The sequence below is a fragment of the Aquimarina sp. AU58 genome, assembly GCF_900312745.1.
Classification (GTDB): Bacteria; Bacteroidota; Bacteroidia; order Flavobacteriales; family Flavobacteriaceae; genus Aquimarina; species Aquimarina spinulae.
Genome location: NZ_OMPD01000011.1, coordinates 74,381 through 92,478 on the forward strand (window position 1 = coordinate 74,381; position 18,098 = coordinate 92,478).

The window sequence follows — 18,098 nt, forward strand, 5'->3', positions numbered from 1 at the left end:
TACACAAAAAGATATTAATGTTCTATGTTGATACTATCTTTTTGACTTTTTTTCTTTTCGGTATTAAGATCTTCTTTTACTTTCTTTTTAAAAGGAATAGAATCTAGTTGTTCGTTAGTTTCTTTGAGCTCGGCATCTTTAAGTTCTTGCTCTAATAATCGAGAACCTTCAGACTTATTATCCTCTAAACGTTTAACAGTTTCTTCATCAAAGAAATCTGCTTCATCTTTTGGTAATGGGATTCCTGTTATTTTGGTAAGTTCAGGAGGAGATTCTCCTCTAAATAGATCAGCCTTACTATTAATACGTTCATCACCGCGCCAATTAAAACCAGAGAGCTCACGAGCATTTTCTGGTAGGTCAATTTCACGATATAAAGTACCGTCAATATTCTGGTAATAATAGACATCTTCAATCTCCCGATTATTTAATAATAATCTGATTGAGCTAGAGAGTACTTTATTAATACCAATAAGTTTTAACTCCCCTTCGCTTTCTCTCTGGTAAAATATAGTTTCTGTGTTTTTATCAATATCTACCTGGTAGAGTTCATTTTCTTTAAATAAACCATAAAGTATCTGGCCTTTTACTTGATTGAATCCGGCTTTAAGGGTGTCTTCTTGTGCTAAAAAAGCATTTTGGTACACGATAAGTGAATCTAACTTTTCTGTCTTTGTATTCGAGATAATTTTTATAGTATCACCTGTCATTTGATTTCTTTGCGACCAAATAATCGGTCGGCCAATCATTTTAGTATATCCTGTGGTCTGATCTACATTAATAGAATCACTTTTACCACTCATATTACTCTTATAGATTCTCACATCATAAAAACCATTCATTATTCTTCGTTCGGGTTTACCAGTGACCATAAGTGTATCACTGTGAATAAAAATAGAATCTTTTTCCTGCAAAGTAGCTGCGAGTGCTCTCTTTGTGATAAAAACAGAATCTTTTTCTTTAAAAACCTCTGCATAATGACCGGTAATCACAGAATTATTTGCCGTATCTAATACTCTAATATTATTAGTAGCCGAAGCAAATTGACTAGCACTATTGTAAAAAATACTATCTCCAAAAACAGTGCGTTTATCATAGTCGATTTTGGCATTTTTGATAGCATATCCAGTCTTAACTTTAGTATCATAGAATCCTCGTTCACAATATAATGTGCTTTCTTTACCTTTAACTGTCGAAGGACCATATAGATATGCATGACCATTTTCTGTGTAATAATCCAATCGATCAGAATCGACCGTGTTTTCTGGATTTACAATTTTTACTGTGGTATTAAATGAATATTGTTTTCTATCCATAAAGTACCGTCCAATTTGGCTGGTTAATGTATTCGAAGAATCTCGAACTGTTCCTCCACTACGATAATATGCCTGTTGTCTAAGTCGATCAAAGAATAAAGTATCGGTACGCAATGTATTCGAAGGAGTTTCCATAAATACATCATCACTTGCATATGCAAATTTAGTATTACCATTATACTCAGCATATTTACTAGTCATAGTAATGGTGTCTCCTTGCTTCATTTTTACATTTCCTAAGGCCTTAACAAACTTATCTTCACCATAGTGAATAGCTTGGTCACACCATATCTCAATTCCTTCATGTTGCATATATACCTGTTTGTCTACTTTGGCCAGGATAGTTGCCCCAGGAAACCGATTTTGATCTTTTATGGTACGATCAGATTGAACTTTGATTTGTTTTCCTTCTTGTGCAAATGATGCTACCGAAAATATAAAAGCAAATAGTATATAGAAGAATTTGTTTTTCAAGTGTTTCAAATTTGTATGCAAAATAACGAAAATTGTATCTAATGATTGTGGCTATAGCAGTAAAATAAAAAGTAAGTCATGTTCATTTAATAACTTTATGTCTAATCTTATGTTGCATTTTAACATGTTTTATCTCTGTAATACCTTAAAAGCAAGTAATTTCTACAATGAGTATAGGGGTGTAGTTTCATAAAAAAAGGATAATGTGTAAGTTTTGTACGATCAAAGGACTAATACAGATAAAAAGAAGCAAATAAGAGAAATTTTCGAATTTTTTAACACTAGATCTACTTAAGCATCAGTAAATTGCGATAGGAAACAACAAAGGGAACGATCAATGCTATGGGGATAGCATCATCTTAACTTTTATTTTTTATCAAAAGCAAATTTATTTATTCTGATCCATTGCTAAGAATAGATATAGAGCTGCTTAAAAAAAAGAACAGTTGAGGTCGTTATACTATTAACAAAAAGATAATAGATGGTTTTGAAAAAAAACTTAGGGGCTCTATTTTTTTTGTTTTTTTGGGGTGCTGTGTTTTCTCAGGAAAAGCAGTTGGAAAAAGCAAATGAAGCTTTTAAAAAGTATGCCTATATCGAGGCAAGGGAAATGTACTTAAAAGCTATAAGAAAAGGAGGTAAATCAATAGAGTTATATGAAAGATTAGGGGATTCATATTACTTTAATGGTGAATTAGAAAAAGCAGCACAATGGTATCGAGTGTTGTCTTCTTTGTATCCAGGAAAAATAAAATCAGAATACCGCACCAGATATACACAATGCATTAAAAGTACTGAAGAATATAAAAGTGAAGATGATATAGCGCATTGGTTATATGCAAGTAATGATAAAGGAGTTGAACAGATACATGACTCATTAGATAATACTTTATCGAAAAAAAATAAGCCAAAGGAATTTATAATTGATACCTTAAATATCAATTCGAAATATTCTGATTATGCTCCTAGTTTTTATAATGGTGAATTAGTATTCGCATCTTCGAGAAATACCAATAACTTTTCTAAAGTATTACACGAGTGGAATGATCAACCTTTTTTGGATTTGTATACAACTACATATGTTTCTGAAGAAAAAAGTATTGAAAAATTAAAAGGGACTATTAATTCGAAGTTTCATGAATCTTCTGCAACTTTTAGTAAGGATAGGAAAACGGTCTATTTTACTAGAAATAATTATTCTAAAAGAAAATCTAAAACAAATACAAAAGGCGTTGTTTTATTAAAAATATATAGAGCACGTTATGATAACGGAAAATGGGGAGATGTAGAAGAACTACCTTTTAATAGCGATGAGTACTCAATAGCACACCCTGCATTATCTTCAGATGGCAAATACTTATATTTTGCAAGTGATATGCCAGGAACTCATGGGAAATCAGATTTGTATGTGGTGAAAATAAATGAAGATGAAAGTTTTGGAACGCCTAAAAATTTAGGAGATTTAATTAATACTTCGGGCCGTGAAACTTTCCCTTATATTAGTGATAAAGGAAAGTTGTTTTTTGCAAGTGATGGACATAAGGGGCTAGGAGGATTAGATATTTTTATGGCTATTTTAAATAAGGAGGGAGCAGTAGAAGTTTATAATTTAGGAAAACCAATTAACAGCCCGAAAGATGATTTTACTTTTATTATCAATGAAGAAAGTAAAACAGGGTATTTTGCGAGTAATCGTAAAGGCGGAAAAGGAGATGATGATATCTATGGTTTTAAGCAGATAAAATCATTTCCTGATGGCTATTATCGTAAGCAGAAAATTATGCGAAAATTAGAAAGGGTAATAGAGCTAAAACCTAATAAGGAAGGGACTACTTCATTATGATAATATGAATTGATAGAAAATATATTTTAGATTTATTTTCTGATAAATGTTTTTGCTTTTATATATTTATGGTAAAACAAATAACTATATGAAAGTAAAACTATTTTTAATTTTCGTTTTTATAAGCCACTTTTTTTATGCTCAGGTAGACAGGAACTCTATATTAGGATTGCCTAATGTTACTACTATTCAAATGAATGGTATTGTAACTCCTAATCGAGGATCGATAGTGTATAATACTACCGATGATAAAATATACTACTGGGATGGAACAAAGTGGGTTGCTGCAAATGAATCAGCATCAGACGGAGATGTAAAGTTTAGTGTTGCTACCGCGGATCATAGTGGATGGTATATTTTAGATGGTCGTAGTACTGCAACACTTTCGGCTACAGCTCAAGCAGTTGCTACTAGTCTAGGATTTACCACAAATTTACCCGATGCAACAGATAGAGTCTTAAAACATCCCACGGGAGGAGAAAATATAGGAGACACAGGAGGACAAGCAAATACAACCTTAGTCCAGGCGAATTTACCTAATGTTAATTTTACGGGTACAACAAATACTAGAGGGAACCATAGGCATGGTTTTGCTGGTTTCTTTTCTAATCAACGTGTGCAAAATGGTGTAGATGCAAATAGAAGGATTTTATTGGCTGGAGGAAATACAAATACTGGTAATGCAGGGAATCACAACCATAATGTAACACTAAATAGTGGAGGAGCAAACCAATCTTTTGATCGCTATCAACCTTACCTGGTAATTAATACTTTTATCTATTTGGGAAATTAAGAATATACATTTACACTATACATAAAAAATAAGAGCGGCTGTATTTTACAGCCGCTCTTATTTTTTATAATGCTATTTTTTACCTGTGTATGGTTTGCGTTCTATCTGGTCCTACAGAAACAATTGTAATTGGTGTTTCCAGCTCTTTCTCTAAAAACGAAATGTATTCATTTAACTCTTTAGGTAATTGAGAAGGATCGGTCATTCCTGTAAGATCTTCAGACCAACCTTTCATCTCGGTATAGATAGGAGTTACATTTTCAGGTTCTATATTGTATGGTAAATGAGTAATTGTTTTACCCTGGTATTTATAAGCGGTACATATTTTTAAGGTATTAAACCCACTTAGTACGTCGCCTTTCATCATCATTAATTTTGTGACACCGTTTACATGTACTGCATATTTTAGTGCTACAAGGTCTAGCCATCCACATCTTCTTGGTCTACCTGTAGTAGCTCCAAATTCATGACCAACTTGTGCCATTGTCTCTCCATCTTTATCAAATAGTTCTGTAGGAAATGGTCCACTACCAACTCGAGTTGTGTATGCTTTAAATATACCAAAAACATCTTTGATCTTATTTGGTGCAATACCCAAACCAGTACATGCTCCTGCTGCTGTGGTATTTGATGATGTTACAAAAGGGTATGTGCCAAAATCGATATCTAATAAAGACCCTTGTGCACCTTCTGCCAGAATTGTTTTTCCTTCTTTTTGAGCTTGATGAAGGTATTCTTCACTATCAATAAAAGTAAGTGTTTTTAAAACTTTAATCGCTTCAAAAAATTCATTCTCTAGCTCTTCCAGATTGTATTCTATTTTTGAATCATAAAAATCAATCATTGCTTCATGCTTATTGGCTAAAGCACGGTAACGTTCTTTCCAGTCATTTAGTTCTAAATCTCCAACTCGAATACCATTTCTACCAGTTTTGTCCATATATGTAGGGCCAATTCCTTTTAAAGTAGAACCAATTTTTGCTTTTCCTTTAGAAGCTTCAGAAGCAGCATCCAGAATCCTATGCGTAGGAAGAATTAGATGGGCTTTTCTAGAAATCAATAATTTGGATTTATAATCTAAATTAAATTTATTAAGATTATCCAATTCTTTTTTGAAAATCACAGGGTCTATTACGACACCATTTCCAACTAGATTTATGGCTTTGTCATGAAAAATTCCGCTAGGAATAGTATGTAACACATGTTTGATTCCATCAAATTCTAAAGTGTGACCGGCATTAGGACCACCTTGAAATCGTGCAATAATATTATAATCTTTTGTAAGAACGTCTACAATTTTTCCTTTCCCTTCGTCTCCCCATTGAAGACCAAGTAATAAGTTTACCGCCATTAGTTATCTTTATTAGTTGGGTTTTTTTTAGTTCCGTAGAAATACAAAGAATGATTTGTAATATCTACATCAAAAATTTCTTCGATTGTTTTTTTTATAGATTGAATTCTAGGATCACAAAATTCTAATACATCCCCGGTATCAGTTAAAATTAAGTGATCATGTTGTCTATCGAAATATGATTTTTCGTATTGAGCTTGATTTTGTCCGAATTGATGTTTTCTAACCAATTTACATTCTAATAAAAGCTCTATAGTGTTATAAAGTGTGGCACGGCTTACCCTATAATTTTTGTTTTTCATTTTGATATATAATGATTCGATATCAAAATGCTCATCACTTTCGTAAATCTCTTGAAGTATAGCGTATCTTTCGGGTGTTTTTCTATGACCATTTTCTTCTAAGAAACTGGTGAAAACATTTTTAACGATAATTTGATCGTTTTGTGTAGTTGCTTTAGTACTCATACGTTTAAAAACGCAAAGTTACATTATTTTTTATTAGTGAGACTCTGATTTAAAAACGATTATTTAAGGTTTTTTAAAATTAACTGATTTGAACCGATTTGACCATAAAAAAGAATCTTTGTGAAAAATAGTGTGATTCTTAATTCATAATTCCTTTTTGAGCAAAAAAACAAGTTTTTATTCTCTTACAACTTTATCAATACCACTTATTTTTGAAAGGTTTTTCATAACCGTTTTTAAGGTATTCTTATTTTTGACACCTACCGTTATTTTTCCAGTAAAAACACCGTCATTAGTATCAAAATTCATATTATATATTGCAAGACTCATATTGTTTGAGATAATTTGTGTTACCTCATTTACTACACCGATATTATCGATACCATTTAGTCTTATTACAGCCTTGAATTCTTCCTGGCTAGAATCAATCCATTTCGCAGCAATAATGCGATATGCATAGTTACTTTGTAGTTGTAGCGAATTTGGACAATTGTTTTTATGCACTTTTATGCCTTCATTGACTGTTATAAAGCCAAAAACATCATCTCCAGGAATCGGATTACAACAATTAGATAATTTGTATTCTAGTTTTTCTGAATCTTTTCCAAAAACAAGCAGATCGTATTTCGATGTAATTTCCTCCTTATTAACATCTTTAATGTTACCTCTTCGAATTCTATTTTTGATAAAATTCATAAAGACATTACTTCGAGTGGTAGCGAACTCTTTGATTTTTTGATTGTCAATGGTTCCTATACCTACTCTGTAAAATAGATCCAAACTTGTTTTAAGTTTAAAATAGAGTACAAGTTCATTAACAACTTTCTCACTCATTGTTATTTTCTGGGAGCGAAGTTTACGTTTTAAAACGACTTTTCCGTCTTCGGCAATTTGTTTTTTCTCGTCTCGTAGAGCAGATTTAATTTTGGATCTTGCTCTTGCTGTAGTAGCATAATCCAACCAGCTAGAAGAAGGTTTTGATTTGGTCGAGGTAATGATTTCTACCTGATCACCACTTTTAAGCTCATGGCTTAATGGTACTAATTTACCATTCACTCGAGCTCCTCTTGTTCTTAATCCAACCTCGGTATGTACACTAAAACCAAAATCAAGTGCAGTTGCTCCTTTTGGTAATGATTTTAAATCTCCTTCAGGCGTAAAGACAAATATTTCTTTTGCATAAAGATTTAATTTAAATTCTTCTACAAAATCTACAGCGTTTGTTTCAGAATTTTCTAATGCTTCCTGTAATCGATTAAGCCACCCATCTAATCCTTGATCATCTTTTTCTTCAGTATTTTTATATTTATAATGTGCTGCATATCCTTTTTCAGCAATTTCATGCATACGCTCACTACGAATTTGTACTTCTACCCATTTGCTGTCTGGGCCGATAACGGTTATATGTAAGGCTTCGTAACCGGTAGACTTGGGTTGAGAGATCCAATCTCTTAAGCGAATAGGGTTTGGTCTGTAATAATCGGTTACTACAGTATATATTTTCCAGGCAATAAACTTTTCATTCTCTATATTATCAGATTTGTATATTATTCGTATAGCAAATTTGTCATACACTTCGTCGAATGAGATGTTTTGCTTTACCATTTTTCTACGAATCGAAAAAATGGATTTTGGTCTTCCTTTTATTTCATAATTTAATCCTTCTCTATCAAGACCTTCTCTAATCTGATCAGAGAATTTTTTGATATACTCGTCTTGCTCTTCCTTACTCTCCTTTATTTTTTCCAGAATATCTTTATATACTTCGGGTTCGGTATATTTCAATCCCAGGTCTTCTAATTCTGTTTTGATATTGTATAAGCCAATTCGATGAGCCAGAGGGGCATATATATACAAAGTTTCGGATGCAATCTTTACCTGCTTATCTGGTCTCATAGCATCCATCGTTTGCATATTATGCAAGCGATCCGCAATTTTAATGATAATAACCCTTACATCATCATTAAGGGTAAGAAGCATTTTTCTGAAATTCTCGGCTTGTAGAGAAATGTCTCTATCTTTTTTTAGAGAAGAAATTTTGGTAAGGCCATCTACAATACGAGCTACTGTTTCACCAAACATTTGCTCAATATCTACCAGAGTATATTCTGTGTCTTCTACAACATCATGAAGTAATGCTGCAGCAATTGATGTAGCATCTAGCCCAATTTCACTAGCTACAATTTTTGCTACCGCAATAGGATGAAAAATATAGGCTTCACCACTTTTACGACGTTGATCTTTATGGGCATCAACAGCAATATCAAACGCCTGCCGTATAAGTGTCTTATCCTCTTTAGTAAGATCTCTATAACTAATACGAAGCAATTCTTTGTATTGCTTAGCAATCTGTTTATTTTCTTTATCTATAGCAGCTTCAGTCATAACATAAAGTTTTTTAAGAAAGCCCTATTAAGTATCGCGTGTGATATCCCCTACGTAATATTAACCGACAAAATTGTGCCTTGAGATTAATGATTAAACTATATTTTTTGTCATTAATAATTAAAAATACAATTAAGAAATGTAACCACCAAGTCTTGAGTAAGGGATTTATTTTCTGAGATTTTTAATTCTTTGTAAAAGAGTAGGATGCGAGTAATGAATAAATACCATAGCAGGATGAGGGGTTAAGTTGCTAAGGTTGTTTTTTGAAAGTTTTTTTAAACTATTAATTAAAGCTTCATTATTATAAGTTTCTTTTGCATAGTTATCTGCCTGATATTCGAAAGCTCTAGAAACTATATTCATTATTAATCCGGTTATTTCTGAAATCGGACTATACAAAATTCCAAAAGCTATAAGTCCAATATGAAACGAAGGAGTTGCTACTCCCAGTGCCTCAGATAGGAGTGGATTTGCAATAAAAAGCGATAAAAACCATAATGTTAATCCAGTAAGAGCAATAGATAAAAACAAATTAACGATCACATGCCTTTTTTTATAATGCCCGACTTCATGAGCTAATACGGCCACAATCTCTTCGTTATCAAGATCATTAATCAATGTGTCATAAAGAGTTATCCTTTTTTCGCTACCAAAACCAGAGAAATAAGCATTTGCTTTAGTACTTCTTTTAGAACCATCAATAACAAAAATATCTTTTAACTGAAAGCCAACTTTTTTAGAATAAGCTTCAATAGTATTTCTAAGTTCTCCTGGTTCTAAAGGGGTTTGTTTGTTAAAGATAGGAACAATAAGTTTTGCATAAAACATATTCATTGCTAATGTAAATATAGATACTAATGTCCAGGCATACACCCAAAAAGAGTTTCCTGTAATTTGGTAGAACCATATAATCAATGCCAAAAGCCCTCCGCCGACAATTATCATCATTATGATGCTTTTTATTTTATCAATAAAAAAGGTTTTTATAGTGGTTTTATTGAAACCAAATTTTTCTTCAATAACAAAAATTTTATAGTAAGTAGCAGGAGTAGAGAGAATATCACTACCAATCATTATAATTCCAAAAAAAATAAGACCAATTATAATTGAATTATCTGAAATATTCCTTGATATAGTATCAACTATGGCAAATCCATCTAAAAAGAAAAATAGAAGCATGATACACAACGAGATAGTAGAGGATACTAATTTAAATTTGAAATTAGCTTTTTTATATGCTATGGATTTTTGATATTCTTCTTCGGGATAAACATCTATAAGTTCTTCGGGAATCTGATTGTTATAGTGTCTAGAATTAAGGATATCTAATAGAGAGTCTATTAGAAATACAATAATGATAATAGCTATTAATAAATAAAAAAGGGAATTGGGGGTCATTGGTTTAGAGCAATTAGTAGTTTAAAGATTTGGGATATGTAGGAAACGGTAAGGTAATGATTTTTAATTTATTTTCAGTACTATTTTTAATCTTTTAGCCCGCAAACCCTCGTTGGCGTTTTGCTTCAAAAATGAGAATTCCAGCAGCAACCGAAACATTCATTGAGTCGATTACACCACTCATTGGTATTTTAATATTTTGAGTTGTACTTTCTAAAAAAACATCACTTAATCCTGTAGCTTCAGTACCAACCACGATAGCAGTAGGTCTGGTATAATCCTGAGTGTGATAATCTATAGATTTTTGTAGTGCAGCACCATAGATATTGATATTGTGCTTTTTTAAGAAATCTATAATAGCTGCAGAAGATCCGGTTGCAATATTGTTGGTAAATATACATCCAACGCTAGATCGTATGATGTTGGGATTGTATATATCAGTTTTTGGGTTTGCAATAAAAACCGCATCTAATTGTGCAGCATCTGCAGTACGTAATAAGGCGCCTATGTTACCAGGTTTTTCTGGAGATTCAGCCACAAGAATTAAAGAGTTTTTTGATGATAAGGTGAAATTTTTGATATCATTATCTTTTGAAATAGCTACAGCTAAAACTCCTTCGGTTGTGGTTCGATAGGCTAGTTTTTGATAAATTTCTAAAGTAATCTCAAACAATTCAATTTGATGTTGAGAAGAGGTAAGTAGTTCCGAAATTTCTTTAAGCGGAATAATAGAAGAACAATAATAAAGTTGAGTAATTGTATATCTTCCTTGTATAGCTAATGTAATTTCACGTTTACCTTCAATAATAAAGCGTTTTTCTCTTTTGCGAACTCTTGATTTTTCTTTAAGCTGGTTAAGAAATTTTATTTTATCATTCTGAAGACTTTTTATCTGGTTTTGCATAAACGCAAAGATAATAATAGCGAATAGAAAAGTGTTTTCTTTTTTCTGTATTTAAGAAGGAAAATCTTGTATGTACTGATTGATTTCTTTGATGATTTTAGAGTAGGATTGATTTAATTCTATAAAGTATTCTTTGAGCAGGCTAAATTCTAGCTTTTCTTTTGATGAATATTCTATTTTTTGTAGAATATCTGTTTCATTTTTTAAACCAATAGTTTTAAAACTAGATTTAAGTTTGTGAGCAGTTTCTCGCGTAATATCCCAATTTTTTTCTTCAATTGCCTGTTTTAGTTTTTGGTAATCTTTTGGGGTTTCATCAATGAATATTTGTAAAACTCCTTGAATAATTTCGATGTCATTATCAAAAGTCTTTTTTAGAAAGGACAGGTCACAGAATTTTTTAACTTCTAAAGATGTTGGTTTATCTGTACTAACAGCAGTAGTGGCGTCGTTTTGTACGTTTTTAGATAAGATACTTAATAGTATCTCTTCAAGAGCCTGTTCGCTTAATGGTTTAGTGAGATAAAAATTCATTCCCGATTCTATTGCTTTCTTTTTTGATTCTGGGAACACATCTGCCGAGCAAGCTATTATAGGTATTTTGTTAATCTTATCATCATCAGATTTTCTTATGATTTCTGTAGTTTCGGGGCCATCCATTACTGGCATATGCATGTCCATAAGTATTAGATCATAAGTGAAGTTTTTAAGTTTTTCTAATGCAATCTTTCCATTATCTGCAATATGTGCATCTATATGCCAATTAGAGAATAATTGCTTTATAAAAAACTGGTTCATTTTGTTGTCTTCAACTACCAGTACTGTCACTCCAGATAGGTTATGGTTATTTCCAGACATAGTAGTGTGTTTCCTATTTGTTTCTGTAGATCTAAAATTGCTTTTGCCGTATGTAATAGAGAAATCAAAAGTTGATCCTGCTCCTGGTTTACTTTCGGCTTTAAGTACTCCTCCTTGTAGCTCGATAAGTTGTTTAGAGATTGAGAGACCAAGCCCCGTTCCTTCGATCTTATTTTTTCCTGGCTTATGTACCTGATAAAAACTTTCGAAAATATTCTTAAGTTTATCTTTAGGGATACCAACTCCTGTGTCTTTTACAGAAAAATTAATAGTAATTCCTTTTTTGCTTGATTTTTCTGTTTTTACTTGTATTGTTATCTCGCCGGTTTGGGTAAATTTTATTGCATTACCTATTAGGTTGATTAGAATTTGATTTAACCTAAGTTGATCCCCAATAATAAATTTAGGTACAGAAGGATCAATAAGCATGGTGTATTTTAAACCTTTTTCGTCTGCTTTTATTTTAAAACCACGTGAGATGTTAGTAATTAATTCTTTAAGACTAAAATCTGTATTGTGTAATGTGAGTTTTCCAGCTTCAATTTTAGAGAAATCGAGAATGTCGTTGATTAATATCAAAAGATTTTCGGCAGAAAACTGAATTCCATCCAGGTTTTTTTTATCTATATGGGGATTACTAAAATCACTCTTTTGTAAAATACCTGTAAGTCCCAAAATAACATTAAGAGGAGTCCTGATTTCGTGACTCATATTAGATAAAAAAACGGTCTTTGCTTTAGCAGATTTTTCTGCGATAACCTTAGCTTCTCTAATTTCATTATCAATAATCTTTCGATTGGTGATATCTCTAAAAAAACCATTGAAAAGATAATCATCTTTGGTTTCAATTGCAATAACAGTAAGTTCTATATATACAATAGAACCATTTTTCCTGTTTACAGAGGTTTCTACTCTTTTATTGATTAGTTCATCATCTCCGGTTTGTATATAATTACTAAAACTTCTTTTTAATTCTTGTCTAAGTTTATATGGGACTAATGAATAGATACTGTATCCAATCGTTTCCTCTCTTTTTAGCTCTAGTATATTCTCTGCCTGTTTATTCCAATTTAATACAATTCCTTTGCTATTTACCAAAACCACACCATCCATTGCTGTTTCTAATATGGTTGTATTTAAATGTTCGCTATATTTTAATTCTTCCTCTACTTTTTTTCTTTCTACAACTTCTTTGGTAAGTCTTTCGTTAATTTCTTCTAAACTATAAAGCTGTTTCTGCAGCATCTTATGCATTTGTTGTTTACTAGGGAAGTTGATCAAATCCTTAGCAAGGATTTCTTCGGGAATTACATTTAACGTTGCAGTAAATGAATCTAATAAATGATAAGATTGAAAATGTTTTTTATAAATAAGTAAATAGATATTGGTGATTGCATTTATACCTAAGCTATTTTTGATTTTAAGAAAAATCTGATTAGAAAAATCTAATAGATTTTTTCTCTCCTTGATCAGGTCAATAGTGCGAAAATTATATGGTGTATCCAGGTATTTTTTGATATAAATAATTTTAGAATCATTATAGCTACCAATAAGTTCTGAAGATTTCTCTAATACGTTAGAGAGAAAAACTTTACATAAGATTAATTCTTGCTCTTTTAATGGATCGAATATTAACTTGAAGGATGTATACTTGAATAGTGAATTATATCGTTCTATAATTTGATTACGTACAAATTGTTTGCTAGGTCGTCGTATTGCATTTTTTTCTGTAATATATTCTTCTAGGAATAAGTATAATTCTGGTAAAAACTCAATTTTTTTTACATAAGAAAATTCTCTAAAAGCTTTTACTTTTATTTTTAGATTAGAAGTGTTTTTGGATATGTCAATCTCTTTCCAAAGAAAATCAATTAGATCAATAATTTCTTGCTCTTCTTGGCTTTTTTTTGGATTGGTTTTCTTAGCGGTCGTTATTCTTTTAAACCATTTTAAGATCATCTAGGGTCATATTTTGCTGGCTTTATATATTTTATAAAAACCTAATGCCGATAAACCCCATGTAAGAATTAGTGCGATAAACCAAATGTAGTTACCAAAAGTATCTCCAAATATATTCTTGAAAATATTATAGCCAAAGATATGAGCAATTTGCATATGAAGATGTCCGAGAGCCATAACTACAAACCCCCAAGCCAGTAGTGTCATTCCCGATCCAAATTTTCCGCCTTTTAAATTTGTGGCCGTAAGAAAACTAAATATAAGTGCAATGGCCAGAAAAGGCATTTCTAAAAGACCAAAAATTTGTTCTGCTCCTAAATTGCTAGGGTTAGAATGTGCACTATGATCTTGCGCCAATAATCCCTGACTCACTAAAAGTAATACTGATATAATCAAAAAGTGTTTTTTTTTCATATCTATTCAGTTTTCTTAAAAGTAATGAAAAAATACCAATCCACATTCTTTTTGATGGATTAAATACTGTTTTTGACGATGAAATACAGTGCTTCGTATATGTTAGAGATAAAAAAAATCCTGCTTCAAAAGCAGGATTTTTTATAAATGAGATTGTATTGTTTTACTAAAAGAATTACTTTACTTTTTCTACAATTGCTTGAAAAGCTTCTGGGTTGTTCATCGCTAAATCTGCAAGAACCTTACGGTTTAATTCGATATTATTAGCTTTTACTTTTCCCATAAATTGAGAATAAGACATACCGTGTAAACGAGCACCCGCATTAATACGAGTAATCCATAATCCACGGAAAGTTCTCTTTTTTGCTTTACGGTCTCTATACGAGTATTGCATCGCTTTATCAACCGCATTTTTTGCTACTGTCCAAACGTTTTTACGACGTCCGAAATAACCTTTTGCTTGCTTAAGAACTTTTTTTCTTCTAGCTCTTTTTGCAACAGAATTTACTGATCTTGGCATAATTTAAATTTTTTAGTAGTAGGCGGTCGATAATCGACTCTTGATCATTTAAATTTTATTTCTTAATTCGAAAATTATTAATCTAAAATTATGTAGGCCTAACTCCTGGGTTTATACTAATTCTAACCTGATTAAAAAAAATTACTTTAAACGTAATTGTTCTTTAATACTATTTTCATCGCTTTTATGCACTAATGTTGCGTGCGTTAAAGCAAGCTTACGCTTTTTAGATTTTTTTGTCAAAATATGACTCTTAAAAGCGTGCTTTCTTTTGATTTTACCAGTACCGGTAAGCTTAAAGCGCTTTTTTGCACTGGATTTTGTTTTCATTTTAGGCATTGTATCCTTGTTTTTATAATCTCACTTATTATCTTAATAACTCCTTTTGACAAGAGTTTCTTATTTTTTTGGAGCGATAAACATAATCATTCGTTTACCTTCAAGTTTTGGCATTTGCTCTACTTTGCCATACTCTTCTAGTTCTTGCGCTAACCTAAGTAGTAGAATTTGACCTTGATCTTTGTATATGATTGAACGTCCTTTGAAAAAGACATAAGCTTTTAATTTGGCTCCTTCTGATAAAAACTTAATAGCATGCTTTTTCTTGAACTCATAATCATGCTCATCTGTGTTAGGACCAAATCTAATTTCTTTAATAACAACCTTAGTGGCCTTTGATTTTAAGGCTTTGTCTCTTTTCTTCTGTTCATAAAGGAATTTCTTATAATCCATTATTTTACAAACAGGAGGCACTGCTTTAGGCGAAATTTCTACAAGATCAAGTTCTTGCTCCTCAGCAAGTTGTAGCGCTTTTTTTGTTGGGTAAACACCAACTTCTACATTGTCACCCACAAGACGCACTTCATCAACACGAATTTTATGATTGATTCTGTGTGCATCTTCTTTGATTACTCTTAGTGGTTTTTGAGACCTTCTTCTTCTTATTGCTATGACTTAAAATTTTAAATTAAACTTAATTTTATCGTTATCCATTAAACGGCTTTAGCGTTTTATTAATTTCTTCTTTTATTATTTTAGAAAACTCTTCAATTGATATAGCTCCTAAATCTTCACCACCATGTTTTCGAACCGATATGGTGTTATCTCTCTCTTCTTGTTCCCCTACAATGATAATATAAGGAAATTTATTCATTTCTGCCTCTCTAATCTTTTTACCTATTGTTTCATTTCTATGATCAGCAAGGGCGCGAATTTCGTCATTTTCTAACAAATTTAAAACTTTTTCAGAGTATTTTTCATATTTCTCACTGATAGAGAGTATAATAGCTTGCTCTGGCATTAACCACAGAGGGAAATTACCTCCTGTGTGCTCTAACAAGATAGCAATAAACCTCTCCAAACTACCAAAAGGAGCTCTATGAATCATTACAGGTCTGTGTAATTCGTTATCACTGCCTTTATATGTAAGATCAAAACGCTCTGGGAGGTTATAATCTACCTGTATGGTTCCTAATTGCCAATTTCTTCCTAATGCATCTTTTACCATAAAATCGAGCTTAGGACCATAAAAAGCAGCTTCTCCACTTTCGATTATATAATTTAATCCTTTATCTTTTGCAGCATTTATAATGGCATTTTCTGCTTTTTCCCAATTTTCGACATCTCCAATATATTTATCTGGTTTTTCTAAGTCTCTTACAGATACTTGTGCTGTAAAGTTTTCAAAACCTAAAGATCCAAAAACATATAAAACCAAATCAATTACTTTTTTAAACTCTAGATCTAATTGATCAGGAGTACAAAAAATATGAGCATCATCCTGAGTAAAACCCCTTACGCGAGTAAGCCCATGAAGTTCTCCACTTTGTTCATACCTGTATACAGTGCCAAACTCGGCATATCGTTTAGGTAGATCTCTATACGACCATGGTCCACTATTATATATCTCACAATGATGAGGGCAATTCATTGGTTTTAGTAGGAATTCCTCACCTTCAGCAGGAGTATTGATAGGTTGGAAGCTATCTTCGCCGTATTTTGCATAATGACCAGAAGTGACATACAATTCTTTTTGACCAATATGTGGTGTGACTACCATTTCATAACCAGCTTTCTTTTGGGCTTTTTTCAAAAACTGTTCCAAACGATCACGCAAAGCAGCTCCTTTAGGAAGCCAAAGCGGCAATCCCTGTCCAACTTTTCGAGAAAAAGTAAAAAGCTCAAGTTCTTTACCTAGCTTTCTGTGATCACGTTTTTTTGCTTCTTCAAGTAGTTCTAAATATTCTTTTAGCTCTTTTTGCTTCGGAAAAGAAGTTCCGTAAACCCTCGTTAATTGTTTGTTATTCTCATCACCACGCCAATATGCACCTGCAACACTCATGATTTTTACAGCTTTAATAAGCCCGGTGTTAGGGATGTGCCCTCCTCGACATAAATCAGTAAAAATATCATGATCACAAAATGTTATTGTGCCATCTTCTAGGTTCTCAATTAATTCTACCTTATACTCATTATTTTCTTCTTTGTATTTAGCTAGGGCATCAGCTTTAGAAATAGACCTCATTTTAAAATCATGTTTTCCTCTTGCGATTTCAAGCATTTTATCTTCGATTGCTTTAAAATCTTTTTCAGAAATAACTTGATCTCCCAGATCTACATCATAATAGAACCCGTTATCTATAGCTGGACCAATAGATAGCTTAACTCCGGGGTATAATTCTTCAAGAGCTTGGGCAAGGACATGAGATGTAGAATGTCTAAATGCTGTTTTACCTTCATCATCTCTCCATGTAAACAAAACTAGGTTGCCATTTGTGGTTAATTTTGTGGAGGTTTCGATAGTAGTTCCGTTAAATTTTGCAGAAATTACATTTCTGGCAAAACCTTCACTAATATCTTTTGCAACATCCATAGCAGTAACTTCGCTATTGTACTCTCTAATCGAACCATCTGGTAACGTAATCTTGATCATCTTTTTCTAATTAAAGTGGTAAAGATAATACGATAATAAAATCCATACAATATATATAAGATATAATTTAGTAGATTAATATTGTAGTAGAGGTATAGGGTAGGGTATTGTTGATTTTTATTGGGTTTTTAGGGTACTTTTGTAATATCAGTTATGATTATCTAATGAAGAGTTCTAATGTTGTTTTTGATTTTTATGTTTATGTAAGAGGTGTCATATCAGAGCATTAAAAAAAAGTTTCAAAATAGTTAAGAAAAGGTGTTGTTGGAAAGGAAAAGGTTTTTATATTTGCCCCCGCAAAACGGGATAATGTTTAGTGCGTTCATTGAGAGATTTATTTTTTTGATTTTTAAGTTAAGAAAAAGTTTTAAAAACTTTATTAAAAAGGTCTTGTCAGAATAAAAAAGGGTTGTATGTTTGCGCCCGTTCAAAACGGGATAATGTTTTGTTAAGTTCGTTGAGATTTGGTTTAATTTTTTTC

Annotated in this window: 14 protein-coding genes; 2 read left to right on the forward strand and 12 right to left on the reverse strand. The window is 32.0% G+C overall.

Annotated features, from left to right (window positions below):
* Window positions 1-14: 14 nt before the first annotated feature.
* Window positions 15-1,790 carry an OstA-like protein gene (locus DK441_RS10245; RefSeq protein WP_235015749.1) on the reverse strand — a complete coding sequence of 592 codons (1,776 nt, stop codon included), beginning with the start codon at window positions 1,788-1,790 and terminating at the stop codon, window positions 15-17.
* 481 nt (window positions 1,791-2,271) lie between these two features.
* Here DK441_RS10245 and DK441_RS10250 point away from each other — a divergent pair, with 481 nt between their 5' ends.
* The gene (locus DK441_RS10250; RefSeq protein WP_109098655.1) at window positions 2,272-3,633 is read left to right on the forward strand and encodes a tetratricopeptide repeat protein; all 1,362 of its coding nucleotides are present in this window, start codon (window positions 2,272-2,274) and stop codon (window positions 3,631-3,633) included.
* 88 nt (window positions 3,634-3,721) lie between these two features.
* Window positions 3,722-4,426: a hypothetical protein gene (locus DK441_RS10255; protein WP_109098656.1), complete on the forward strand. Its 705-nt coding sequence runs from the start codon at window positions 3,722-3,724 to the stop codon at window positions 4,424-4,426.
* Window positions 4,427-4,505: 79 nt separating this feature from the next.
* Here DK441_RS10255 and DK441_RS10260 read toward each other — a convergent pair whose 3' ends face one another.
* The 11 genes from DK441_RS10260 to thrS all read right to left on the reverse strand — a co-directional run bounded on the left by DK441_RS10260 (window position 4,506) and on the right by thrS (window position 17,617).
* Window positions 4,506-5,777 (reverse strand): adenylosuccinate synthase, encoded by a 1,272-nt coding sequence (locus DK441_RS10260; protein WP_025667290.1) that lies wholly within the window; start codon window positions 5,775-5,777, stop codon window positions 4,506-4,508.
* Window positions 5,777-6,244, reverse strand: a complete 468-nt coding sequence (locus DK441_RS10265) for a Fur family transcriptional regulator (protein WP_024771200.1) — start codon at window positions 6,242-6,244, stop codon at window positions 5,777-5,779. Before DK441_RS10265 ends, DK441_RS10260 begins: the two co-directional genes overlap by 1 nt.
* Before the next feature lie 177 nt (window positions 6,245-6,421).
* Window positions 6,422-8,629 carry a bifunctional (p)ppGpp synthetase/guanosine-3',5'-bis(diphosphate) 3'-pyrophosphohydrolase gene (locus tag DK441_RS10270; protein WP_109098657.1) on the reverse strand — a complete coding sequence of 736 codons (2,208 nt, stop codon included), beginning with the start codon at window positions 8,627-8,629 and terminating at the stop codon, window positions 6,422-6,424.
* A 168-nt stretch (window positions 8,630-8,797) separates the two neighbouring features.
* Entirely contained in the window at window positions 8,798-10,030 is a 1,233-nt protein-coding gene (locus DK441_RS10275; RefSeq protein WP_109098658.1) for a M48 family metallopeptidase, read from the reverse strand.
* A gap of 94 nt (window positions 10,031-10,124) precedes the next feature.
* Window positions 10,125-10,934 carry an RNA methyltransferase gene (locus tag DK441_RS10280; RefSeq protein ID WP_109098659.1) on the reverse strand — a complete coding sequence of 270 codons (810 nt, stop codon included), beginning with the start codon at window positions 10,932-10,934 and terminating at the stop codon, window positions 10,125-10,127.
* 51 nt (window positions 10,935-10,985) lie between these two features.
* Complete coding sequence (locus DK441_RS10285) at window positions 10,986-13,751, reverse strand: ATP-binding protein (protein ID WP_109098660.1); 2,766 nt, start codon at window positions 13,749-13,751, stop codon at window positions 10,986-10,988.
* 6 nt (window positions 13,752-13,757) lie between these two features.
* On the reverse strand, window positions 13,758-14,165 hold the full coding sequence (locus DK441_RS10290) for a hypothetical protein (protein ID WP_109098661.1): 408 nt from the start codon (window positions 14,163-14,165) through the stop codon (window positions 13,758-13,760).
* 175 nt (window positions 14,166-14,340) lie between these two features.
* Window positions 14,341-14,685 carry a 50S ribosomal protein L20 gene (gene rplT / locus DK441_RS10295; protein WP_108807850.1) on the reverse strand — a complete coding sequence of 115 codons (345 nt, stop codon included), beginning with the start codon at window positions 14,683-14,685 and terminating at the stop codon, window positions 14,341-14,343.
* A gap of 141 nt (window positions 14,686-14,826) precedes the next feature.
* Window positions 14,827-15,024 carry a 50S ribosomal protein L35 gene (gene rpmI / locus DK441_RS10300; protein ID WP_024771193.1) on the reverse strand — a complete coding sequence of 66 codons (198 nt, stop codon included), beginning with the start codon at window positions 15,022-15,024 and terminating at the stop codon, window positions 14,827-14,829.
* Between the two features lie 60 nt (window positions 15,025-15,084).
* Window positions 15,085-15,594, reverse strand: coding sequence for a translation initiation factor IF-3 (gene infC, locus DK441_RS10305; protein ID WP_074408604.1), 510 nt, complete (start codon window positions 15,592-15,594; stop codon window positions 15,085-15,087).
* Window positions 15,595-15,670: 76 nt separating this feature from the next.
* Window positions 15,671-17,617: a threonine--tRNA ligase gene (gene thrS / locus DK441_RS10310; RefSeq protein ID WP_109098662.1), complete on the reverse strand. Its 1,947-nt coding sequence runs from the start codon at window positions 17,615-17,617 to the stop codon at window positions 15,671-15,673.
* Window positions 17,618-18,098: the final 481 nt, after the last annotated feature.